Annotated in this window: 1 protein-coding gene (cut by a window edge); it reads left to right on the top strand. The window is 72.2% G+C overall.

Annotated elements, in window-relative coordinates:
* Positions 1-26,850: the 3' portion of an SDR family NAD(P)-dependent oxidoreductase gene (locus tag ACZ6MA_RS06580; protein WP_469431599.1), read on the top strand. 5,457 nt of this gene lie to the left of the window's left edge; the window shows 26,850 of its 32,307 coding nt (coding positions 5,458-32,307); its start codon lies beyond the left edge, outside the window; it ends in the stop codon at positions 26,848-26,850.

Raw genomic sequence — 26,850 nt, 5'->3', positions numbered from 1 at the left:
AGGACCCACGTCCGGCACGGCGGCTTCCTGCACGACGCCGGCGAATTCGACGCCGAATTCTTCGGGATGAGCCCGCGTGAGGCCCTGGCGACCGACTCCCAGCAGCGCCTGCTGCTGGAGACGTCGTGGGAGGCCATCGAGCGGGCCGGCATCGATCCGGTGTCGCTGCGCGGCAGCCAGACCGGTGTCTTCGCCGGTGTGATGTACAACGACTACGGCAACGCCCTGACGGGCGAGGAGTTCGAGGGCTTCCGCGGCAACGGCAGCGCGCCGAGCATCGCCTCGGGCCGGGTGTCCTACACGTTCGGGCTGGAGGGCCCGGCGGTGACCGTGGACACGGCCTGCTCCTCCTCGCTGGTCGCGATGCACTGGGCCGCCCAGGCCCTGCGCGCGGGGGAGTGCACGCTGGCACTGGCCGGCGGTGTGACGATCATGTCCACCCCCAACACCTTCGTGGAGTTCTCCCGCCAGCGCGGCCTGGCCGCCGACGGCCGGTGCAAGGCGTTCTCCGACTCGGCCGACGGTGTCGGCTGGTCCGAGGGTGTCGGCATCGTGGTGCTGGAGCGTCTCTCCGACGCCCGGCGCAACGGCCACCAGGTCCTCGCGGTGGTGCGCGGCAGCGCCGTCAACCAGGACGGTGCCTCCAACGGCCTGACCGCCCCCAACGGCCCCTCGCAACAGCGGGTCATCCGCCAGGCACTCGCCAGCGGCCATCTGTCGTCGACCGACGTGGACGTCGTCGAGGCGCACGGCACCGGCACGACCCTGGGTGACCCGATCGAGGCGCAGGCACTGCTCGCGACCTACGGCCGGGACCGGGACGCGGAGCGTCCGCTGCTCCTCGGTTCGGTGAAGTCCAACATCGGTCACACCCAGGCCGCGGCCGGTGTCGCCGGTGTCATCAAGATGGTCATGGCCATGCGTGAGGGCATCCTGCCGCGCACGCTGCACGTGACGGAACCCTCGACGCATGTGGAGTGGTCGGCGGGCGCCGTGGAGCTGCTGACCGAGCAGACGGCCTGGCCCGAGGGCCGGGTGCGCCGGGCGGGTGTCTCCTCGTTCGGTATCAGCGGGACGAACGCCCACGTCATCGTCGAGCAGGCACCGTTCACCGAGGCGCCGGTCCCGGAGCCGACGGTGGCACCGGACGTGGTGCCGTGGGTGGTGTCGGGCCGGACCGGCGCGGCGCTGGACGCGCAGCTCGACCGGGTCAGGACGTTCGCGGCCGAGCGCGCCGACATCGCCCCCGTGGACCTGGGTCTCTCGCTGGCGACGGCACGCTCGCTGTTCGGGCACCGTGCGGTGTTGTTGTCCTCGGCCGAGGGTGTGGTCGAGGCGGCGCGTGGTGTGGCGGTCGATCGTCCGCTGGCGGTGTTGTTCTCGGGTCAGGGTTCGCAGCGGCTGGGGATGGGCCGGGAGCTGTACGCGCGTTTCCCGGTGTTCGCCGAGGCGTTGGACGAGGTGTTGGCGGAGCTGGAGCCGCTGGTCGAGGGCTCGCTGCGGGAGGTGATGTGGGGCGACGACGCCGCTCTGCTGAACGACACCGGTTACACCCAGCCCGCGTTGTTCGCGGTCGAGGTGGCGTTGTTCCGGCTGGTGCGCTCATGGGGTGTGAAGCCGGACTTCGTGGCCGGTCACTCCATCGGCGAGATCGCCGCCGCGCATGTCGCCGGGGTGTTCTCGCTGTCGGACGCCTGCCGGCTGGTCGCGGCGCGTGCTGGTTTGATGCAGGCGCTGCCCGCCGGTGGTGCGATGGTGGCCGTCCGGGCCACCGAGGCCGAGGTGCTGCCGTACCTCACCGACGAGGTGTCGGTCGCGGCGGTCAACGGGCCGTCGTCGGTGGTGCTCTCGGGTGCCGAGGACGCGGTCGTGGAGATCGCGGCGCGTCTGTCGGCGGAGGGGCGTAAGACGTCACGCCTGTCGGTGTCGCATGCCTTCCACTCGCCGTTGATGGAACCGATGCTGGACGACTTCCGCACGGTGGTCGAGGGGTTGCGGTGCGCGGCTCCCGAGGTGCCGGTGGTTTCCAACCTCACGGGTGAGGTCGCTACCGCCGACGAGCTGTGCTCGCCGGAGTACTGGGTGCGGCATGTCCGCGAAGCGGTCCGGTTCGCCGACGGAGTACGGACCCTGGTCGACGCGGGCGTCGGAACCCTCCTGGAGCTGGGCCCGGACGGGGTGCTGTCCGCGATGGCCGCCGACTCGGTGGCCGAGGACACCGTGACGGTTCCGGTGCTGCGCAAGGACCGGCCGGAGGAGACCGCGGCCGTCACCGCCCTGGCCGGGCTGCACGTCCAGGGTGTGACGGTGGACTGGCCGGCGTTCTTCGCCGGCACCGCCGCCCGCCGGGTGGACCTGCCCACCTACGCCTTCCAGCACGAGCGGTTCTGGCCCGCGGGGATGCTGAGCACCCCCGGCGACATGCGGGCCGTGGGACAGGCTTCCCCCGGACACCCGCTGCTGGGCGCCGCGGTGGAACTGGCCGACGGTGAAGGCGCGCTGTTCACCAACCGCCTCTCGGTGCGGTCGCACCCCTGGCTGGCCGGCCACGCGGTGATGGGACGCGTGCTGCTCCCCGGCACGGCCTTCGTCGAACTGGCGATCCGCGCCGGTGACGAGGTCGGCTGCGACCGGATCGAGGATCTGGCGCTCGCCGCCCCGCTGGTGCTGCCCGAGCGGGGCGCGGTCCAGCTCCAGGTGCGGGTCGGCGGGGCCGACGACACCGGCCGCCGGTCCGTGGGCGTGTACTCGCGTCCCGAAGGCGCGGTGGACGAGCCCTGGACCCAGCACGCGATGGGCGTGCTGGTCGCCGGGTCCGGTGCCACCGGCACCGGGTTCGACGCCACCCAGTGGCCGCCGGCCGGCGCCGAACCGGTCGACCTGACCGGCTTCTACGAGGCACGCGTCGAGGACGGCTTCGCGTACGGCCCCGACTTCCAGGGGCTGCGGGCGGCGTGGCTGCGCGACGGTGACGTGTTCGCCGAGGTGAGCCTGCCCGACGACGCGCAGGCAGCCGCGGACGCGTTCGGCCTGCACCCGGCCCTGCTCGACGCGGTGCTGCACGCCGGCGGACTCGTCGGCTCGGAGCGACAGGCGGTGCCCTTCTCCTGGGAGGGCGTGTCCCTGCACGCCTCCGGCGCCTGCACCGTGCGGGTCAGACTGACACGCGCCACGGACGGCGCCCTGACGATCGACATCGCCGACACCTCGGGCGCCCCCGTCGCCACGGTGGACTCGCTGCTGGCCCGGGAGATCTCGGCCGACCAGTTCGCCGAAGCCGACACCCGGGACCGTGATTCCCTCTTCCGCCTGGAATGGTCCCCGGTCACGGCCGACCACGCGGCCGTGACGACGGTGGCCGTCGCCGGAACCGACGCCCTCGGCCTGGCCGAGGCGATGCGCGCCGCGGACGCCGACGTCGCGGTGCACACCGACCTGCGCGCGCTGGCGGACTCGGACGGCCCGGTGCCGGGCGTCGTCCTGGTGCCCGTGGCCGGCGATGCCGACGCCACGGTGATCGACGCCACGCACGGGGCGACGACCGCGGCCCTGGACGGGCTGCGGCGGTGGCTGGCCGACGAGCGGTTCGACGGATCGCGGCTGGTGTTCGTGACCCGGGGCGCCATGGCCGTCGACGCCGGTGGCGTCACCGACCTCGCCGCCGCGGCGGTGTGGGGCCTGGTGCGTTCGGCGCAGACGGAGAACCCCGGCTGCTTCGGCCTGGTGGACCTGGACGCGTCCGCCTCGTCGTCGGCCGCACTGCCGCGCGCCCTCGGTACCGACGAGCCGCAGGTCGCCGTCCGCGACGGCGAGATCCTCGCCGGCCGACTGGCCCGCACCGCGACGAGCGGCGGCCTGGTGCCGCCGCCCGCGGACGGACCGTGGCGCCTGGGCAGCCGGGCGAAGGGCAGCCTGGACGCCCTCGAACTGGCCCCCTGCCCGGCCGTACTGGAACCGCTGAACGGGCATGACGTACGGATCGAGGTCCGGGCGGCCGGGCTGAACTTCCGCGACGTACTGAACGCCCTGGACATGTACCCCGGCGACGCCGGTGTCTTCGGCTCCGAGTCCTCCGGCGTCGTCCTCGACGTCGGCCCCGAGGTGACGGGACTGCGCCCCGGCGACCGTGTCATGGGCGTGGTGACCGGCGGCTTCGGCTCACTCGTGGTGGAGGACGAACGGCGCCTGGCGCGCATGCCCGACGCCTGGTCGTGGGAGACGGCCGCGTCGGTACCGCTGGTGTTCCTGACCGCGTACTACGGGCTGGTGGAGCTGGCCGGTCTGCGACGCGGCGAGAAGGTCCTGATCCACGCCGGCGCGGGTGGTGTGGGCATGGCCGCGATCCAGATCGCCCGGCACCTGGGTGCCGAGGTGTTCGCCACCGCGAGCGAGGGCAAGTGGGACGTCCTGCGGTCGCTGGGGGTCGCGGAGGACCACATCGCCTCCTCGCGCACCACCGGCTTCGAGGCGGCGTTCGCCGCCGTCGCGGGCGACGCGGGCATCGACGTCGTACTGAACTCCCTGGCGGGAGAGTTCACGGACGCGTCACTGCGGCTGCTGACCCCCGTCGGCCGTTTCATCGAGATGGGCAAGACCGACCTGCGGGACGCGGCGGACCTCCAGGGCATCCGCTACCTGTCGTTCGACCTGGGATGGGTGGACCCCGCCCACATCCAGCCGATGTGGGACGTCCTCACCGCGCTGTTCGACGAAGGCGTGCTGCGGCCGCTGCCGGTCAGGACGTGGGACATCCGGCGGGCACGCGACGCGTTCCGCCACATGAGCCTCGCCAAGCACGTCGGCAAGATCGTGCTGAGCCTGCCCCGCACCTGGGCACCGGAGGGCACGGTCCTCGTCACCGGCGGCACCGGAGGCCTCGGCGGTGAGCTGGCCCGCCACCTCGTGACCGAACGCGGGGCCCGCCGTCTGCTGCTGGTCAGCCGCCGCGGCCCCGACGCACCCGGAGCGACGGAACTCCGCGAGGAGCTGACGGCCCACGGCGCCGACGTCACCGTCCTCGCCGCCGACATCACCGACCGCACCGCCGTGGCGGCCCTGCTCGGCCGGATCCCGGCCGCGCACCCGCTCACCGCCGTCGTGCACACCGCCGGCGTCCTCGACGACGGAGTCATCGGCTCGCTGACCCCCGAGCGCATGGCCGCCGTGCTGCGCCCCAAGGTCGACGCGGTGTGGCACCTGCACGAGCTGACCCGCGACCTGGACCTGGCCTCCTTCGTGGTGTTCTCGTCCGTGTCCGGCACCTTCGGCGGCGCGGGCCAGGGCAACTACGCGGCCGGCAACGCCTTCCTGGACGCCCTCGCCCACCACCGGGCCGCCCAGGGCCTGCCCATGCTGTCCCTGGCCTGGGGCGCCTGGGCGCAGGGCGCGGGCATGACCAGCGGTCTGGACGACCGTGACATCCGCCGCGCCGCCGACGCGGGCATGCCGCTGCTGTCGGTGGAACAGGGGCTGGCACTGTTCGACGCCGCCCTGGCCACCGGCGAACCCGCCGTGCTCCCGGTACGGCTGGACCTGGCGGTGCTGCGCACCCGCGGCGAGACCCCCGCCCTGCTGCGCGGTCTGATCCGCGACCGCTCCCGGCGCACCGCCGTGGCCGCCACGGCCGCCACGGGCGACCTGCCGCGGCGGCTGAGCGGGCTGGAGCGGGCCGAACGACTCGAAGCCCTGCGGGACCTGGTACGCGCCCAGGCGGCCGTGGTGCTCGGCCACACGAGCGGTGACGCCGTCGACCCGGAGCGGGCGTTCCGCGACCTCGGCTTCGACTCCCTCACGGCCGTCGAGCTGCGCAACAAGCTGAACACCGCGACCGGGCTGCGACTGCCCGCCACGATGGTCTTCGACTACCCCACCGTCGGGGTACTGGCGGACCACCTGCTGGCGGAGCTGACGGGCCCGGACACCGAGCCGGCCGCCGGGGACACCGCGCGCACGGCCACCCTGGCCGACGACCCGATCGTCGTCGTGGGAATGAGCTGCCGCTACCCCGGCGGGGTCAGCTCGCCCGAGGACCTGTGGCGGCTCGTCACCGAGGGCGGCCACGCGATGTCGGGCTTCCCCACCAACCGCGGCTGGGACCTCGATTCCCTCTACGACCCCGACCCGGAGCGGACGGGGACCGTGTACACCCGGTCCGGTGGCTTCCTGCACGACGCCGGCGAGTTCGACCCCGCCTTCTTCGGGATGAGCCCGCGCGAGGCGATGGCGACGGACATCCAGCAGCGGCTGCTGCTGGAACTCTCCTGGGAGGCCGTCGAGCGGGCCGGCATCGACCCGGCGACGCTGCGCGGCAGCCAGACCGGTGTTTTCGCCGGTGCCATGCACAACGGCTACGGGGCGACGCTGGCCGGTGCGGAATTCGAAGGCTTCCGCGGCAACGGCAGTGCCCTGAGCGTGGCCTCCGGCCGCATCTCGTACACCTTCGGCTTCGAGGGCCCCGCCGTCACGGTGGACACGGCGTGCTCGTCGTCGCTGGTGGCCATGCACCTGGCCGCGCAGGCCCTGCGGGCGGGCGAGTGCTCCCTCGCGGTGGCCGGTGGTGTGACGGTGATGTCGACTCCCGAGACCTTCGTGGAGTTCGCCCGCCAGCGCGGCCTGGCGCCCGACGGCCTGTCCAAGGCGTTCTCGGACTCGGCCGACGGTGTCGGCTGGTCCGAGGGTGCGGGCATGGTCGTGCTGGAGCGGCTGTCCGATGCCCGCCGCAACGGCCACCCCGTGCTGGCCGTGGTGCGCGGCTCCGCCGTCAACCAGGACGGCGCGTCCAACGGTCTGACGGCCCCCAACGGCCCCTCGCAACAGCGGGTCATCCGCCGGGCCCTGGCCAGCGGCGGACTGTCCCCGGCCGACGTCGACGCCGTCGAGGCGCACGGCACCGGCACCAAGCTGGGCGACCCGATCGAGGCGCAGGCACTGCTCGCGACCTACGGCCGGGACCGGGACGCGGAGCGTCCGCTGTGGCTGGGTTCGGTGAAGTCCAACCTCGGCCACTCCCAGGCGGCGGCCGGTGTCGCGGGTGTCATCAAGATGGTGATGGCGATGCGGCACGGTGTGCTGCCGCGCACCCTGCACGTGAGCGAGCCCTCGACGCACGTCGACTGGTCGGCGGGCGCCGTGGAACTGCTGACCGAACCCGTCGAGTGGCCCGACGCGGGCCGTGCGCGGCGCGCGGGCGTCTCGTCGTTCGGCATCAGCGGCACCAACGCGCACCTGATCCTGGAGCAGCCCCCGGCCACCGACGAAGCCGTCGCCGACGACACCGTTCCCGACGGCACCGCGACGGACACCCTGGTGCCGTGGGTGCTGTCGGGCAAGTCTCCGGAGGCACTGCGCGGCCAGGCGGCACGCCTGCTGTCGCACGTCCAGGCGCTCTCCGGACCGCGCCCGGCCGATGTGGCCTTCTCCCTCGCCACCGAGCGCGCGGGCTTCGAGCACCGGGCCGTGGTACTGGCCGGTGACCTGGCGGACGCGGTACGGGAACTGGCGGCGCTGGCCGTCGGCGAGCCCGGTGCCGCCACGGTCAGCGGCTCGGCCCGGGGCGGCAAGCTCGCGTTCCTGTTCTCCGGGCAGGGCAGTCAGCGCATCGGCATGGGCCGGGAGCTGTACGCGCGCTTCCCCGTGTTCGCGAAGGCGCTGGACGAGGTGCTGGCGGAGCTGGAGCCGCTGGTCGAGGGCCCGTTGCGGGAGGTGATGTGGGGCGACGACGCCGCCTCGCTGAACCAGACCGGTCACACCCAGCCCGCCCTGTTCGCCGTCGAGGTGGCCCTGTTCCGGCTGCTCGGCTCCTGGGGGGTGCGGCCGGACTTCCTGGCCGGGCACTCCATCGGCGAGCTGGCCGCGGCCCACGCGGCGGGCGTGCTGTCACTGCCGGACGCGTGCCGGCTGGTCGCCGCGCGCGGCCGGCTGATGCAGGCACTGCCCACGGGCGGTGCCATGGTGGCCGTCAAGGCCACCGAGGACGAAATCCTGCCGCTGCTGACCGGCCGGGTGTCGATCGCGGCGGTCAACGGCCCCACGTCCCTGGTGATCGCGGGTGACGAGACCGAGGTGCTGGACATCGCGGGCCGCCTCGCGGCGGAAGGCCGCAAGACCTCGCGGCTGCCGGTGTCGCACGCCTTCCACTCGCCGCTGATGGAACCGATGCTGGACGACTTCCGCACGGTCGTGGCCGGGCTGACGTTCAGCGAACCGTCGGTGCCGGTGGTCTCCAACCTCACCGGCCGCCAGGCCACCCCAGAGGAGCTGTGCTCCCCGGAGTACTGGGTGCGGCACGTCCGGGAAACGGTCCGCTTCGCCGACGGCGTGCGGACCCTGGCCGGCCACGGCGTGACCACCCTCCTCGAACTGGGCCCGGACGGCGTGCTCTCGGCCATGGCCCAGGAGTCCCTCACCGACGAGGCCACGACCGTGGTCCCCGTCCTGCGCGGGAACCGGCCCGAGGAGCGGGCCGCACTCACCGCACTGGCCCACGCCCACACCGCCGGGGTCCCGGTGGACTGGGCCGGGTTCTTCGCCGGAACGCCCACCCGGCGGGTGGAACTGCCGACGTACGCGTTCCAGCGCCAGTGGTTCTGGCCGACCGGCTCGGCCGGGGCGGTCGACGCGTCCGCCGTCGGCCTCACCTCGGTCGGCCACCCGCTGCTCAACGGCGCGGTGGAGCTGGCGGACGGCGAAGGCGTGCTGTTCACCGGCCGCCTCTCGCTCCGGTCCCACCCGTGGCTGGCCGATCACGCGGTGCTGGGCCGGGTCCTGCTCCCCGGAACGGCCCTGCTGGAACTGGCCATCCGCGCCGGCGACGAGGTGGACTGCGACCGGGTGGAGGAACTGACCCTGGCCGCCCCGCTCGTGCTGCCGGAGCACGGCGCCGTACAGGTACAGCTGCGCGTCGGTGTCGCCGACGACACCGGCCGCCGTACCGTCACCGTCCACTCCCGGCCCGAGGGCGCCGACGAACAGTCCTGGTCCCAGCACGCCTCGGGTGTCCTCACCGGCGGAGCGCCGACGGCCGGACCGGACTTCGACGCCGTGGTCTGGCCGCCGACGGGCGCCGAACCGCTCGACGTGACGGGCTGCTACGAGCGCTTCGCCGAGACCGGCTTCGCGTACGGCCCGGCGTTCCGGGGCCTGCGGGCCGCGTGGCGGCGCGGCGACGAGGTGTTCGCCGAGGTGACCCTGCCCGACGACGTCCAGACGGACGCCGCGGCGTACGGCCTGCACCCCGCGCTGCTGGACGCGGCCCTGCACGCCTCCCTCCTCGCCGGTGACGGCGGCGAGGGCGGGCTGCCGTTCTCCTGGGAAGGCGTGACACTCCACGCCACCGGGGCGTCCGCGCTGCGGGTACGGCTCTCCCGGTCCGCAACCGACACCGTGTCGATCGCGGTGGCCGACACCTCCGGAGAACCGGTCGCCTCGGTGGACGCCCTGCTCGTACGGGCCGTTTCGGACGAGCAACTGAGCGACGTCGCGACGCTGAGCCGCAACGCGCTGTTCCGCCCGGAGTGGGTACCCGTGCCCGCCGAGGCCGCCGACCGGCCGGTGGCCGTGGTCGGACCCGACGCCCTCGGCCTGGCCGAGGCACTGACGACGGCCGGAGCACCCGTCACGGCACCCGCCGATCTGGCGTCCCTGGTGGCGTCCGACACCCCGGTACCCGGGGTGGTCCTGGTGGGTGTCACCGGCCGCACGGGCTCCGGCCCGGTCGCGGCCGCGCACGAGCTGACCACGGAGGTACTGGGCCTGCTGCGGGAGTGGCTGGCCGAGGAAAGGTTCGTCGGCTCGCGCCTGGTGTTCGTCACCCGCGGTGCGGTGGGCGGCACCGACCCGGCCGCCGCCTCCGTGTGGGGCCTGGTGCGTTCGGCGCAGACGGAGAACCCCGGCTGCTTCGGCCTGGTGGACCTGGACTTCGCCGCCTCGTCGTCGGCCGCACTGCCGCGCGCCCTCGGTACGGACGAGCCGCAGGTGGCCGTCCGTGACGGCGAGATCCTCGCCGGCCGACTGGCCCGCACGCCCGCGGGCCGGCCGGACGCGGGCCCCGAGTGGGGCCCGGACGGCACGGTGCTGATCACCGGTGGCACGGGTGGCCTGGGCGCCGTCCTGGCCCGCCACCTCGTCGCCGAGCGCGGCGTACGGCGCCTGCTGCTCGCCAGCCGGCGCGGCGGCGAGAGCGCCGGAACCGTCGAACTCGTCGCCGAACTGGCGGCCCACGGCGCCGACACCCAGGTGGTGGCGTGCGACGTCGCCGACCGCGACGCGCTGGCCGCGCTCCTCGCCGCCCACCCGGTGACGGCGGTCGTCCACACCGCGGGCGTCCTGGACGACGGTGTCATCGGCTCGCTGACACCCGCACGCATGGCGGCGGTACTGCGCCCGAAGGTCGACGCCGCCTGGAACCTGCACGAGCTGACCCGCGGCCTGGACCTGTCGGCCTTCGTGGTGTTCTCCTCGATGTCCGGCCTCCTGGGCGGCGCCGGCCAGGGCAACTACGCGGCCGGCAACGCCTTCCTCGACGCCCTGATGGAACACCGGCGCGCCGAGGGGCTGCCGGGTGTGTCGCTGGCCTGGGGCCCCTGGGACCGGACGGGCGGTATGACCGGCACCCTGGCCGACGCGGACGCGGAGCGCCTCGCGCGCTCCGGCGTGCCTCCGCTGACGGCGGAGCAGGGCGTGGCGCTCTTCGACGCGGCCCTGGCCACCGACGAGCCCGTGGTGGTGCCCGCACGACTGGACCTGCCCGCGCTGCGGGCCCAGGGCGAGGTGCCCGCACTGCTGCGCGGCCTCGTCCGCACCCGTTCCCGCCGGGCCGTCGTGGCCGGATCGGGCACGGCCGCCGGTCTCGTCCAGCGGCTGGGCCGCCTCGACGGCACCGAGCGGCACGAAGTGCTGCTGGATCTGGTACGCGGCCAGGTCGCCCTGGTACTCGGCCACGCCAAGGGCGACGAGGTCGACCCCGGGCGGGCGTTCCGCGACCTCGGCTTCGACTCCCTGACCGCGGTCGAACTGCGCAACCGTCTCAACACCGCGACCGGGCTGCGACTGCCCGCCACACTGGTCTTCGACTACCCGTCCGTGCGGAGCCTGGCTTCGTACCTCCTCGACGAGCTGATGGGCGGCCCGGACAACGAACCGGTCGTGCCGCGGCCCTCGCGGACCGCGGTGGCCGACGACCCGATCGTCGTGGTGGGCATGGCCTGCCGGTACCCCGGTGGGGTCAGCTCGCCCGAGGACCTGTGGCGGCTCGTCACCGAAGGCACCGACGCGATCACCGACTTCCCGGCCAACCGTGGCTGGGACGTCGACGGTCTCTACAACGCGGACCCGGAGCACACGGGCACGTCGTACACGCGCTCGGGTGGTTTCCTGCACGACGCGGGTGAGTTCGACCCGGAGTTCTTCGGGATGAGCCCGCGTGAGGCGCTGGCCACGGACTCCCAGCAGCGCCTGCTGTTGGAGGCGTCGTGGGAGGCGTTCGAGCGGGCCGGTATCGATCCGGTGTCGCTGCGCGGCAGCCAGACCGGTGTCTTCGCCGGTGTGATGTACAACGACTACGGCACGGCACTGGCGGGGGAGGAGTTCGAGGGCTTCCGCGGCAACGGCAGCGCCGCGAGCGTCGCCTCCGGCCGGGTGTCCTACACCCTGGGCCTCGAAGGCCCGGCGGTCACCGTCGACACGGCGTGCTCGTCGTCGCTGGTCGCGATGCACTGGGCCGCCCAGGCCCTGCGGGGCGGCGAATGCTCGCTGGCACTGGCCGGCGGTGTGACCGTCATGTCGACTCCCAACACCTTCGTGGAGTTCTCCCGTCAGCGCGGCCTGTCGGCGGACGGCCGGTGCAAGGCGTTCTCCGACTCGGCCGACGGTGTCGGCTGGTCCGAGGGTGTCGGCATGCTGGTGCTGGAGCGTCTGTCGGACGCCCGGCGCAACGGCCACCAGGTCCTCGCGGTGGTGCGCGGCAGCGCCGTCAACCAGGACGGTGCGTCCAACGGTCTGACGGCGCCGAACGGCCCGTCGCAGCAGCGGGTCATCCGCCAGGCACTCGCCAGCGGCGGACTGTCCCCGGAGGACGTCGACGCGGTCGAGGCGCACGGTACGGGTACGACGTTGGGTGACCCGATCGAGGCGCAGGCACTGCTGGCGACCTACGGCCGGGACCGGGATGAAGAGCGTCCACTGCTCCTCGGTTCGGTGAAGTCCAACATCGGCCACACCCAGGCCGCGGCCGGTGTCGCCGGTGTCATCAAGATGGTGATGGCCATGCGGCAGGGTGTCCTTCCGCAGACCCTGCACGCCGACACCCCGTCCTCGCACGTGGACTGGGAAGCCGGCGCGGTCGAACTGCTGACGGAGAACACGGCCTGGCCCGAGACGCGGCGCGTACGCCGGGCGGGTGTCTCCTCGTTCGGTATCAGTGGTACGAACGCGCATGTGATCGTCGAGCAGGCACCGTCGGCCGAGGTGCCGCGGCGCGAGCCGGTGGTGTCGCCGGGTGTGGTGCCGTGGGTGGTGTCCGCCAGGACGGAGGCCGCGCTCGACGCTCAGGTGGACCGGCTGCGGTCCTTCGCCGCGGACGACACAACGGCCACTCCGACCGACATCGGGTTCTCCCTGGCCACCGGCCGATCGGTGTTCGACCACCGCGCGGTGCTGCTGGCCTCGGCCGAGGGCGACCTGACCGAGGTGGCACGCGGCACGGCCACTGGTGACGGGCCGCCGGCGGTGCTGTTCTCCGGTCAGGGTTCGCAGCGGCTGGGCATGGGCCGGGAGCTGTACGAGCGGTTCCCCGTGTTCGCGGAGGCGTTGGACGAGGTGCTGGCGGAGCTGGAGCCGCTGGTCGAGGGCTCACTGCGGGAGGTGATGTGGGGCGACGACGTCGCTCTGCTGAACGACACCGGCTACACGCAGCCCGCGTTGTTCGCGGTCGAGGTGGCGCTGTTCCGACTGGTGGAGTCCCTCGGGGTCACCCCGGGCTTCGTGGCCGGTCATTCGATCGGTGAGATCGCGGCGGCGCATGTCGCCGGGGTGTTCTCGCTGTCGGACGCGTGCCGACTGGTGGCGGCGCGGGGTCGCTTGATGCAGGCGCTGCCCGCCGGTGGTGCGATGGTGGCCGTCCGGGCCACCGAGGACGAGGTGACGCCGTTCCTGACGGACGAGGTGTCGGTCGCGGCGGTCAACGGCCCGTCGTCGGTGGTGCTCTCGGGTGCCGAGGACGCGGTGGTGGAGATCGCGGGCCGGTTGTCGGCGGAGGGTCGCAAGACCTCGCGGCTGTCGGTGTCGCACGCCTTCCACTCGCCGCTGATGGAACCGATGCTGGACGACTTCCGCACGGTGGCCGAAGGTCTGACGTTCCACGCGCCGACGGTCCCGGTGGTCTCCAACCTCACGGGTGAGGTCGCTACCGCCGACGAGCTGTGCTCGCCGGAGTACTGGGTGCGGCACGTCCGCGAGGCCGTGCGGTTCGCCGACGGCGTGCGGACCCTGGTCGGTGCGGGTGTGGCAACGTTCCTGGAGCTGGGCCCGGACGGGGTGCTGTCCGCCATGGCCGCCGAGAGCGCCCCGGAGGGGACTGTTCTCGTACCGGTCCTGCGCAAGGACCGGCCGGAGGAGACCGCGGCCGTCACCGCCCTGGCCAGGCTGCACGTCCAGGGTGTGACGGTGGACTGGCCGGCGTTCTTCGCCGGGACCGCCGCCCGCCGGGTGGACCTGCCCACCTACGCCTTCCAGCGTCAGTGGTTCTGGCCGTCCGGCACGGTGACATCGGTCGTGGACGCGACCGCCGTGGGGCTCACCCCCGCCGGGCACCCGCTGCTCAACGGCTCGGTCGAGCTGGCGGTCGGTGAAGGCGTGCTGTTCACCAGCCGCCTCTCGGTGCGGTCGCACCCCTGGCTGGCCGACCACGCGGTGAAGGGACGCGTACTCCTCCCGGGCACGGCCTTCGTCGAACTGGCGATCCGCGCCGGCGACGAGGTCGGCTGCGACCGGATCGAAGAGCTGACCCTGGCCGCACCGCTGCTCCTGCCCGAGCAGAGCGCGGTGCAGGTACAGGTCTCGGTGGGCGCACCCGACGAGTCGGGCAGGCGTACCGTCGAGATCCACTCGCGGCCCGAAGGCGCGGTGGACGTGCCCTGGGCTCAGCACGCCACCGGTGTGCTGACGGAGGGTGCGGCCGGCACCGGAACCGGTCTCGACACCGAGGCGTGGCCCCCGGCCGGGGCCGAGCCGGTGGAACTGGCGGACTGCTACGAGCGGTTCGCCGAGGACGGCTTCCAGTACGGGCCGGCCTTCCAGGGGCTGGAGGCGGCATGGCGCCGGGGCGAGGACATCTTCGCCGAGGTGCGGCTGCCCGAGAGCGTAGAGGGCGACGCCGACGGTTTTGGTCTGCACCCCGCCCTGCTCGACGCGGCACTGCACGCCGCGCTGCCGGCCGCGGCCGGCACGGAGGACGGCGGACTGCCGTTCTCGTGGGAGGGCGTGTCGCTGTACGCCTCCGGTGCTTCGGCACTGCGGGTCCGGCTGTCCCCGGCCGGTGCGGACGCTCTCGCGATCACGATGGCCGACGCTTCGGGAGCGCCCGTCGCGTCGGTGGAATCCCTGCTGGTCCGCGCGATGTCGGACGAGGAGCCGATCGGCCCGGAGGCGTCGGTCCGGGACGCGATGTTCCGGGTGGACTGGTCACCGGTGCGGGCGACCGCGTCGAGCGACGTCGCGTCGGTGGCGCTGGTGGGACCGGACGTCTTCGGACTGGCCGAGGCCCTGCCGGGCCTGGCCCCGCACCCGGATCTCACGTCGCTGGCCGCTACCGAGGCTCTGCCGGACGTGGTCCTGATCCCCGTGGCCGGTGCGTCCGGCGGCGACACGGTCGACTCCGTGCACGCCCTGGTGACCCGGGCGTTGGGCCAGTCGCAGGAGTGGCTGGGGGAGGAGCGGTTCGCCGGTTCGCGTCTGGTGTTCGTGACGCGGGGTGCGGTGGACGGTGCCGATCTGGCGGCTGCTTCGGTGTGGGGTCTGGTGCGTTCGGCGCAGACGGAGAATCCCGGCCGGTTCGGCCTGGTGGACCTGGACGCGACCGGTACGTCCCTGACCGCGCTGCCGCGAGCCCTTGGAGTGGATGAGCCGCAGTTGGCCATTCGCGAGGGTGAGGTCACGGCCGCGCGTCTGGCCCGGGTGCCGGAAGTCATGTCCGAGTCGGTGGCTTGGGATGCCGGGGGCCGGGTGCTCGTCACTGGTGGTACCAGTGGTCTGGGCGCTGTGGTGGCGCGGCATTTGGTGGTCGAGCACGGTGTGCGGCGACTGCTGTTGGTGAGCCGTCGGGGTCTTGGTGCCGATGGTGTGGAGGATCTGGTCGCGGAGTTGGCGGAGCTGGGTGCGGAGACGGTGGTGGCGGCGTGTGACATCGCCGACCGCGATGGTCTCGCCGGTCTGCTGGCCCAGCACCCGGTCAGTGCCGTGGTGCACGCGGCGGGTGTTCTGGATGACGGTGTCATCGGTTCGCTTACTGCCGAGCGTGTGTCGGCGGTGCTGCGCCCGAAGGTGGACGCGGCGTGGAACCTGCACGAGTTGACCCGCGAGATGGGCCTGAGCGCCTTCGTGGTGTTCTCGTCCGTGGCCGGTACGTTCGGTGGCGCGGGCCAGGGCAACTACGCGGCAGGCAACGCCTTCCTCGACGCACTCATACAGCGGCGTCACGAAGAGGGCCTGCCGGGCGTCTCGCTCGCCTGGGGCCCGTGGGACCAGTCGGGCGGTATGACGGGCACGCTTTCCGAGGCCGATGTGCAGCGCATGGCCCGTGCGGGCATGCCCCCGCTGTCGGTCGAGCAAGGCGTGGCGCTGTTCGACGCGGCCCTGTCGGCCCCGGACCCGGTGATCGTGCCCGTACGGCTCGACCTTCCCGTGCTGCGCGGCCTGGGTGAGGTGCCGGCGCTGCTGCGTGGTCTGGTACGGGTGCGTTCCCGCCGGGCAGCGGTGGCCGGTTCGAGCGCGGCCGCCGGTCTGGTGCAGCGACTGGTCCGGCTGGAGGAGGCCGACCGGCGCGAGGTGCTGCTGGACCTGGTCCGCAGCCAGGTGGCCCTGGTCCTGGGGCACGCCGGCGGGGACGAGATCGATCCCGCACGGGCGTTCCGCGCCCTCGGCTTCGACTCGCTCACGGCGGTGGAACTGCGGAACCGCTTGAACACCGTCTCGGGTCTGCGGTTGCCCGCGACGCTGGTCTTCGACTACCCGACGCCGGACGTCCTGGCGGACTACCTGCTGGATGAGCTGTTCGGGGCCGAGGCGGAAGCCTCGGTGCCGTTGCGGGCGCTGCCGCCGGTGGCCGACGACCCGGTGGTCATCGTCGGCATGGCGTGCCGGTACCCCGGTGGGGTCAGCTCGCCCGAGGACCTGTGGCGGCTCGTCTCCGAAGGCGCCGACGCGGTGTCCGACTTCCCGGCCAACCGTGGCTGGGACATCGAGGGCCTGTACAACCCGGACCCGGATCACCAGGGGACCGCGTACACGCGCTCGGGTGGTTTCCTGCACGACGCGGGTGAGTTCGACCCGGAGTTCTTCGGTATGAGCCCGCGTGAGGCGCTGGCGACCGACTCGCAGCAGCGGTTGCTGTTGGAGGCGTCGTGGGAGGCGTTCGAGCGGGCCGGTATCGATCCGGTGTCGCTGCGCGGCAGCCAGACCGGTGTCTTCGCCGGCCTCATGTACAACGACTACAACGTTGTTCTCGGCGGGGACGAGTTCGAGGGCTTCAAGGGCAGTGGCACCTCGCCGAGCGTGGCCTCCGGCCGTGTCTCGTACACGCTGGGCCTGGAGGGCCCGGCGGTGACCGTGGACACGGCGTGCTCGTCGTCGCTCGTGGCGATGCACTGGGCGATGCAGGCTCTGCGCAGTGGTGAGTGCTCGTTGGCGCTGGCCGGTGGTGTGACGGTGATGTCGACGCCGTCGGTGTTCGTGGAGTTCTCGCGTCAGCGTGGTCTGTCGCCCGACGGCCGGTGCAAGGCGTTCTCCGACTCGGCCGACGGTGTCGGCTGGTCCGAGGGCGTCGGCATGCTGGTGCTGGAGCGTCTGTCCGACGCCCGGCGCAACGGCCACCAGGTCCTCGCGGTGGTGCGGGGCAGCGCCGTCAACCAGGACGGTGCGTCCAACGGTCTGACGGCGCCGAACGGCCCGTCGCAGCAGCGGGTCATCCGCCAGGCACTCGCCAGCGGCGGACTGTCCCCGGAGGACGTCGACGCGGTCGAGGCGCACGGTACGGGTACGACGTTGGGTGACCCGATCGAGGCGCAGGCACTGCTGGCGACCTACGGCCGGGACCGGGATGAAGAGCGTCCACTGCTCCTCGGTTCGGTGAAGTCCAACATCGGCCACACCCAGGCCGCGGCCGGTGTCGCGGGTGTCATCAAGATGGTGATGGCGATGCGGCAGGGTGTTCTGCCGCAGACCCTGCACGCCGACACCCCGTCTTCGCACGTGGAGTGGGAGGCGGGCGCGGTCGAGCTGCTGACGGAGAACACGGCCTGGCCGGAGTCCGGGCGTGTTCGACGGGCGGGTGTCTCGTCGTTCGGCATCAGCGGCACCAACGCGCACGTCGTTTTGGAGCAGGCTCCGCCGGCGGACGCCGTGCGGACCGGTCCGGGAGAGCCGCCGACGGAGGAGTCCGGCGTGGTGCCGTGGATTCTGTCCGGGCGGACGGCCGACGCGCTGCGGGCCCAGGCCGACCGCCTGCTGTCGGTGGTGCGGGACGGCGGGGTCCGGACCGTGGACGTCGGTTTCTCGCTGGCCACGAGCCGGACGGTGTTCGACCACCGGGCTGTCGTGCTCGCCGACGACCACGAGGACGCGGTACGCGGTCTGGCGGCCCTGTCGGCCGGTGAACCGGACCCCGCGGTGCTGGAAGGTTCGCCCACGGGCGGAAAGACTGCACTGTTGTTCTCGGGTCAGGGTTCGCAACGGCTGGGGATGGGCCGGGAGCTGTACGAGCGGTTCCCGGTGTTCGCCGAGGCGCTGGACGCGGTGTTGGCGGAGCTGGAACCGCTGCTGGACCGGACGTTGCGTGAGGTGATGTGGGGTGACGACGCCGACGCCCTGAACGAGACCGGTTACACGCAGCCCGCGTTGTTCGCGGTCGAGGTGGCGTTGTTCCGGCTGGTGCGGTCGTGGGGTGTGAAGCCGGACTTCGTGGCCGGTCACTCCATCGGTGAGATCGCCGCCGCTCATGTCGCGGGTGTGTTCTCGCTGTCGGACGCGTGCCGGCTGGTCGCGGCGCGTGCTGGTTTGATGCAGGCGCTGCCCGTCGGTGGTGCGATGGTGGCCGTCCAGGCGACCGAGGCCGAGGTGCTGCCGTACCTCATCGACGAGGTGTCGGTCGCGGCGGTCAACGGGCCGTCGTCGGTGGTCATCGCCGGTGTGGAGTCCGATGTGCTGGAGATCGCGGGCCGACTGTCGGCGGAGGGGCGTAAGACGTCGCGTCTGCCGGTGTCGCACGCGTTCCACTCGCCGCTAATGGAGCCGATGCTGGACGATTTCCGGTCGGTGGTCGAGGGGTTGCGGTTCGCGGCTCCCGAGGTGCCGGTGGTTTCCAACCTCACGGGTGAGGTGGCTTCGGCCGATGAGCTGTGCTCGCCGGAGTACTGGGTGCGGCATGTCCGCGAAGCGGTCCGTTTCGCGGACGGAGTGCGGACCCTGGTCGACGCGGGCGTGGGAACCTTCCTGGAGCTGGGCCCGGACGGGGTGCTGTCCGCCATGGCCCAGGGCTCGGTGCCGGAGGGCACCGTGACGGTTCCGGTCCTGCGCAAGGACCGGCCCGAAGAGGTCGCGGCCTTGACGGCACTCGCCCGCGTCCATGTGTCCGGGACCCCCGTGGACTGGTCGGCGTTCTTCGCCGGGTCGGGTGCTCGCCGGGTGGATCTGCCGACGTATGCGTTCCAGCGTCAGTGGTTCTGGCCGGTGGGTGCGGTGCGTGCTGTGGGTGATATGCGTGCGGTGGGTCTGGGTTCTGCCGGGCATCCGTTGTTGGGTGCGGCGGTGGAGCTGGCCGGTGGTGAGGGTGTGTTGTTCACGGGCCGGTTGTCGGTGCAGTCGCATCCGTGGCTGGCGGATCATGTGGTGATGGGCAAGGTTCTGTTGCCTGGTACCGCGTTGGTGGAGCTGGCGATCCGTGCCGGTGACGAGGTCGGTTGTGACCGGATCGACGAGTTGACCCTCGCTGCACCGCTGGTCCTGCCCGAGCACGGAGCCGTACAGGTGCAGGTCCGTGTTGGCGTCACCGACGAAGCCGGTCGGCGCGCGGTCACGGTCCATTCCCGTACCGATGGTGGCGAGGAACTGCCGTGGTCGCAGCACGCGATGGGTGTGCTGGTGCCCGGAGCGGAAGCACCCGACACCGGTTTCGACGCCGCCGAGTGGCCCCCGGCCGGGGCCGAGCCGGTGGATCTGGCCGGCTTCTACGCGACACGCGCCGAGGACGGTTTCGTCTACGGGCCGGAGTTCCAGGGCCTGCGGGCGGCGTGGCGCCGTGACGGCGAGGTGTTCGCCGAGGTGGCGTTGCCGGAAGCCGACGGCCGTGACTCCGACGGGTTCGGCATGAACCCCGCCCTGCTCGACGCCGCGCTGCACGCGACGGTGTTCGTCGGTCTCGATTCCGACGACCGTGGCGGTCTGCCGTTCTCGTGGGAGGGCGTCTCCCTCCACGCCTCGGGGGCCTCGGCCGTCCGGGTGCGGTTGTCCCGGGCCGGTGCGAGTGCGGTGTCCATCGCGCTCGCCGACGCTTCGGGTGCTCCGGTCGCGTCGGTGGATTCGCTGCTGGTCCGTGCGGTGACGCCCGAGCAGTTGGGCGGTCCGGAGGTGCCGGTCGGGGACTCGATGTTCCGGGTCGACTGGACGCCCGTCCGGGCGGCCGCTTCGCCGGCCGTAGGGTCGGTGGCGCTGGTGGGACCGGACCTGTTCGGCCTGGCCGAGGCCCTGCCGGGCCTGGCCCCCCACCCGGATCTGACGTCATTGGCGGCCGAGGAGGGGGCGGTGCCGGATGCGGTGCTGCTTCCCTTGTCGGTCGAGCCCGGCGCGGAGACCATCGGTTCCGTTCACGCTCTCGTGACCCGGACGTTGGCTCAGTTGCAGGAGTGGCTGGGGGAGGAGCGGTTCGCTGGTTCGCGTCTGGTGTTCGTGACGCGGGGTGCGGTGGACGGTGCCGATCTGGCGGCTGCTTCGGTGTGGGGTCTGGTGCGTTCGGCGCAGTCGGAGAATCCGGGCTGCTTCGGGCTGCTGGATCTCGGTGCGGGGGAGGTGACGTCTTTGCCGCTGGTGGAGGCGTTGGCTTCCGATGAGCCGCAGTTGGCCATTCGCGAGGGTGAGGTCACGGCCGCGCGTCTGGCCCGGGTGCCGGAAGTCATGTCCGAGTCGATGGCTTGGAAGGCCGGGGGCCGGGTGCTCGTCACTGGTGGTACCAGTGGCTTGGGCGCTGTGGTGGCGCGGCATTTGGTGGCCGAGCACGGTGTGCGGCAGTTGCTGCTCGTCAGCCGTCGGGGTCTTGGTGCCGACGGTGTGGAGGATCTGGTCGCGGAGTTGGCGGAGCTGGGTGCGGAGACGGTGGTGGCGGCGTGTGACATCGCCGACCGTGACGGTCTCGCCGGTCTGCTGGCCCAGCACCCGGTCAGTGCCGTGGTCCATGCGGCGGGTGTTCTGGATGACGGTGTCATCGGTTCGCTTACTGCCGAGCGTGTGTCGGCGGTGCTGCGCCCGAAGGTGGACGCGGCGTGGAACCTGCACGAGTTGACCCGCGAGATGGGCCTGAGCGCCTTCGTGGTGTTCTCGTCCGTGGCCGGCACGTTCGGTGGCGCGGGCCAGGGCAACTACGCGGCCGGCAACGCCTTCCTCGACGCACTCATACAGCGGCGTCACGAAGAAGGTGTGGTCGGTGTGTCACTCGCCTGGGGTCCGTGGGACCAGTCCGGTGGCATGACCGGCACGCTCAGCGACGCCGATGTACAGCGCATGGCCCGCTCCGGAATGCCCGCACTGTCCGTCGAGCAAGGCGTGGCGTTGTTCGACGCCGCTCTGTCGGCCCCCGACCCGGTGGTGGTGCCCGTGCGACTCGACCTTCCGGCGCTGCGTGCCTCGGGGGAGGTGCCGTCGCTGCTGCGTGGTCTGGTGCGGGTACGTTCCCGTCGGGCCGCGGTGGCCGGGTCGAGTACCGCCACCGGGCTGGCACAGCGACTGGCCGGGATGAACGGCGAGGAGCGCCAAGAGACCCTCCTCGACCTGGTCCGCAGCCAGGTGGCCCTCGTACTGGGCCACGTCAGTGGCGATGAGATCGACCCGTCGCGGGCGTTCCGCGCCCTCGGCTTCGACTCGCTCACGGCGGTGGAACTGCGGAACCGGCTGAACACCGTGACCGGGCTCCGGCTGCCGGCCACGCTCGTCTTCGACTACCCGAGCGTCCAGGCCCTGGCGTCGTTCGTCGGGGATGAACTGCTGGGCTCGGACGCGGCGGTCGCCGTGCCGGCCCCGTCGCGCGCGATGGTGAGCGACGACCCCGTGGTGATCGTGGGCATGGCGTGCCGGTACCCCGGTGGGGTCAGCTCGCCCGAGGACCTGTGGCGGCTCGTCACCGAAGGCACGGACGCGGTGTCCGGGTTCCCGGCCAACCGTGGCTGGGACGTCGACGGCCTCTACAACGCGGACCCGGGACACGCGGGCACGTCGTATACGCGCTCGGGTGGTTTCTTGCATGACGCGGGTGAGTTCGACCCGGAGTTCTTCGGTATGAGCCCGCGTGAGGCGCTGGCGACGGACTCGCAGCAGCGGTTGCTGTTGGAGGCGTCGTGGGAGGCGTTCGAGCGGGCCGGTATCGATCCAGTGTCGTTGCGCGGCAGCCAGACCGGTGTCTTCGCCGGTGTGATGTACAGCGACTACGGCAGCACGCTGAACGGCAAGGAGTTCGAGGGCCATCAGGGCCAGGGCAGCGCGGGCAGTGTGGCCTCGGGCCGCGTCTCGTACACGCTCGGGCTGGAGGGCCCGGCGGTGACGGTCGACACCGCGTGCTCGTCCTCGCTGGTGTCCCTCCACCTCGCCGCGCAGGCTCTGCGCAGTGGTGAGTGCTCGTTGGCGCTGGCCGGTGGTGTGACGGTGATGTCGACGCCGTCGGTGTTCGTGGAGTTCTCGCGTCAGCGTGGTCTGTCGCCCGACGGCCGGTGCAAGGCGTTCTCCGACTCGGCCGACGGTGTCGGCTGGTCCGAGGGCGTCGGCATGCTGGTGCTGGAGCGTCTGTCGGACGCCCGGCGCAACGGCCACCGCATCCTGGCGCTCGTACGCGGTAGTGCCATCAACCAGGACGGTGCCTCCAACGGACTGACCGCCCCCAACGGCCCGTCCCAGCAGCGCGTCATCCGCCAGGCACTCGCCAGCGGCGGACTCGCGCCCGCCGACGTCGACGCGGTGGAGGCGCACGGTACGGGTACGACGTTGGGTGACCCGATCGAGGCGCAGGCGCTGCTGGCCACGTATGGGCAGGACCGGGACGCGGAGCGTCCGCTGCTGCTCGGTTCGGTGAAGTCCAACATCGGTCACACCCAGGCCGCGGCCGGTGTCGCGGGTGTCATCAAGATGGTCATGGCCATGCGTGAGGGAATCCTTCCGCAGACCCTCCATGTGACGGCGCCGTCGTCACACGTGGACTGGGAAGCCGGCGCGGTCGAGCTGCTGACGGAGAACACGGCCTGGCCGCAGTCCGGGCACGCACGCCGTGCGGGCATCTCGTCCTTCGGTATCAGTGGCACCAACGCGCATGTGATCGTCGAGCAGGCACCGTCGGCCGAGGTGCCGCGGCGGGAGCCGGTGGTGTCCCCGGTGGTAGTGCCGTGGGTGGTGTCCGCCAGGACGGAGGCCGCGCTCGACGCCCAGGTGGACCGGCTGCGGTCGTTCGTCGCGGACGACACAACGGCCACTGCGACCGACATCGGGTTCTCCCTGGCCACCGGCCGATCGGTGTTCGAGCACCGGGCGGTGCTCCTGTCCGCCGACGACCAGGTGATCGAGGTGGCACGGGGCGCAGCGGCCGGTGAGAGTTCACTGGCGGTGCTGTTCTCCGGTCAGGGCAGCCAGCGGATCGGAATGGGACGTGAGCTGTACGCACGGTTCCCGGTCTTCGCGGACGCCCTGGACAAGGCCCTGTCGGTACTCGACGAGCACCTTGACCGGCCTCTGCGGGACGTGATGTGGGGTGACGATCCGGACGAGCTGAACCGCACCGGTAACACCCAGCCCGCGTTGTTCGCGGTCGAGGTGGCGCTGTTCCGGCTGGTGGAGTCCCTGGGGATCACCCCGGACTTCGTGGCGGGACACTCCATCGGTGAGATCGCCGCCGCGCATGTCGCGGGTGTGTTCTCGCTGGAGGACGCCGGCCGTTTGGTCGCGGCGCGTGCTGGTTTGATGCAGGCGCTGCCCGTCGGTGGTGCGATGGTGGCCGTTCAGGCGACGGAGGAGGAGGTGCTGCCGCTGCTGTCGGACGGTGTGTCGGTCGCGGCGGTCAATGGTCCGTCTTCGGTGGTCATCGCCGGTGTGGAGTCCGATGTGCTGGAGATCGCGGGCCGACTGTCGGCGGAGGGGCGTAAGACGTCGCGTCTGCCGGTGTCGCACGCGTTCCACTCGCCGTTGATGGAACCGATGCTGGTCGACTTCCGCAAGGTGATCGACGGGTTGTCGTTCCACGCGCCGACGGTGCCGGTGGTCTCCAACCTCACCGGTGAGTTCGCCGCGGCGGACGAACTGGCCTCCCCCGAGTACTGGGTGCGGCATGTCCGGGAGACCGTGCGGTTCGCCGACGGGGTACGGACCCTGGTCGGAGCGGGTGTCGGAACCCTCCTGGAGCTGGGCCCGGACGGTGTGCTCTCGGCGATGGCCGCCGAGAGCGTTCCCGAGGGGACTGTTCTCGTGCCGGCCCTGCGCAAGGACCGGCCGGAGGAGACCGCGGCCGTCACCGCCCTGGCCAGGCTGCACGCCCAGGGCGTCCCCGTGGACTGGTCGGCGTTCTTCGCCGGGTCGGGTGCTCGCCGGGTGGATCTGCCGACGTATGCGTTCCAGCGTCAGTGGTTCTGGCCGGTGGGTGCGGTGCGTGCTGTGGGTGATATGCGTGCGGTGGGTCTGGGTTCTGCCGGGCATCCGTTGTTGGGTGCGGCGGTGGAGCTGGCCGGTGGTGAGGGTGTGTTGTTCACGGGCCGGTTGTCGGTGCAGTCGCATCCGTGGCTGGCGGATCATGTGGTGATGGGCAAGGTTCTGTTGCCTGGTACCGCGTTGGTGGAGCTGGCGATCCGTGCCGGTGACGAGGTCGGTTGTGACCGGATCGACGAGTTGACCCTCGCTGCACCGCTCGTCCTGCCCGAGCAGGGCGGCGTCCAACTGCAGCTGTGGGTCGGAAGCCCGGACGAGACCGGCAACCGCACGCTCGGCATCCACTCCCGCCCCGACAACGGCGGCGAACTGCCGTGGACACAGCACGCCACGGGCGTACTGACCGTCGACACCGGCAACACCGGGGAAGCCTTCGATGCCACGGAATGGCCGCCGACCGGCGCCGAACCCGTGGAACTCGCGGGCTGCTACGACCGGTTCGCCGAAACCGGCTTCGCGTACGGCCCCGGATTCCAGGGCCTGCGGGCGGCATGGCGGCGTGACGGTGACATCTTCGCCGAGGTGCGCCTCCCCGAAGAGGTGGCCGCCGACGCGGGAGTCTTCGGTCTGCATCCCGCGCTGCTCGACGCCGCGATGCACGCCTCCCTGCTCACCGACGGCGGAACCCAAGGCGGCGGCGGGCTGCCGTTCTCATGGGAAGGTGTGTCCCTGCACGCCACCGGCGCCTCCGAGGTCCGGGTGCGGTTGACCCCGACCGGTGACAACGCGATCTCCATCGCGCTCGCCGACGCTTCGGGTGCTCCGGTCGCGTCGGTGGATTCGCTGCTGGTCCGTGCGGTGACGCCCGAGCAGTTGGGCGGTCCGGAGGTGCCGGTCGGGGACTCGATGTTCCGGGTCGACTGGACGCCCGTCCGGGCCGCCGAGCCGGTGGCCACGGAAACCGTGGCGCTGGTGGGACCGGACGTGTTCGGTCTGGCCGAGGCCCTGCCGGGCCTGGCCCCGCACCCGGATCTCACGTCGCTGGCCGCTACCGAGGCTCTGCCGGACGTGGTCCTGATCCCCGTGGCCGGTGCGTCCGGCGGCGACACGGTCGACTCCGTGCACGCCCTGGTGACCCGGGCGTTGGGCCAGTTGCAGGAGTGGCTGGGGGAGGAGCGGTTCGCTGGTTCGCGTCTGGTGTTCGTGACGCGGGGTGCGGTGGACGGTGCCGATCTGGCGGCTGCTTCGGTGTGGGGTCTGGTGCGTTCGGCGCAGTCGGAGAATCCGGGCTGCTTCGGGCTGCTGGATCTCGGCACGCAGGAGGTGACGTCTTTGCCGCTGGTGGAGGCGTTGGCTTCCGATGAGCCGCAGTTGGCCATTCGCGAGGGTGAGGTCACGGCCGCGCGTCTGGCCCGGGTGCCGGAAGTCATGTCCGAGTCGGTGGCTTGGGATGCCGGGGGCCGGGTGCTCGTCACTGGTGGTACCAGTGGTCTGGGCGCTGTGGTGGCGCGGCATTTGGTGGCCGAGCACGGTGTGCGGCAGTTGCTGCTCGTCAGCCGTCGGGGTCTTGGTGCCGACGGTGTGGAGGATCTGGTCGCGGAGTTGGCGGAGCTGGGTGCGGAGACGGTGGTGGCGGCGTGTGACATCGCCGACCGCGATGGTCTCGCCGGTCTGCTGGCCCAGCACCCGGTCAGTGCCGTGGTCCACGCGGCGGGTGTTCTGGATGACGGTGTCATCGGTTCGCTTACTGCCGAGCGTGTGTCGGCGGTGCTGCGCCCGAAGGTGGACGCGGCGTGGAACCTGCACGAGTTGACCCGCGAGATGGGCCTGAGCGCCTTCGTGGTGTTCTCGTCCGTGGCCGGCACGTTCGGTGGCGCGGGCCAGGGCAACTACGCGGCCGGCAACGCCTTCCTCGACGCACTCATACAGCGGCGTCTCGAAGAGGGCCTGCCGGGCGTCTCGCTCGCCTGGGGTCCGTGGGACCAGTCCGGTGGCATGACGGGCACGCTCAGCGACGCCGATGTGCAGCGCATGGCCCGTGCGGGCATGCCCGCGCTGTCGGTCGAGCAAGGCGTGGCGTTGTTCGACACGGCCCTGTCGGCCCCCGACCCGATGGTGGTGCCCGTGCGACTCGACCTTCCGGCGCTGCGCACCCTGGGGGAGACGCCGGCGCTGCTGCGCGGGCTGATCCACACTCCCGCGCGCAGGACGGTCACGGCCGTGACGGACGCCGCCGAGGGACTCGCACGGCGTCTGGGCGGACTGAGCGACGACGAACGCCGCGACGTCCTCCTGGAACTGGTCCGCGACCAGGCCGCGGCGGTGCTCGGACACGCCGACGGGCAGGCGATCACCTCCACCCGGCAGTTCCAGGACCTGGGATTCGACTCCCTCACGTCCGTGGAGTTCCGGAACCGTATGAACAGGGCCACGGCGCTGCGGCTGCCCGCCACGCTGCTGTTCGACTACCCGACGCCGGCGGAACTCGTGGGCCACCTCCACGCCCGCCTCGCGGAGGAGGCGGACTCCGGGCCGGGATCGCTCCTCGGCGCGCTCGACGCGCTGGAGAAGGCGATCGCGAAGATGGACGTCGACGCGCAGGTGCACCAGCAGGTGTCCGGGCGCCTCGAAGTGCTCCGGGCCAAGTGGGACGCCCTGCGTGGCGAAGCCCGGGACGAGGAAGCGGAGTTCGACATCGACTCGGCCTCGGACGACGAGGTGTTCGCGCTCCTCGACGACGAGCTCGGCCTGTCCTGA

The organism is Streptomyces sp. NPDC042259 (genome assembly GCF_055582085.1).
This window is presented reverse-complemented; position numbering and strand designations above follow the sequence as displayed.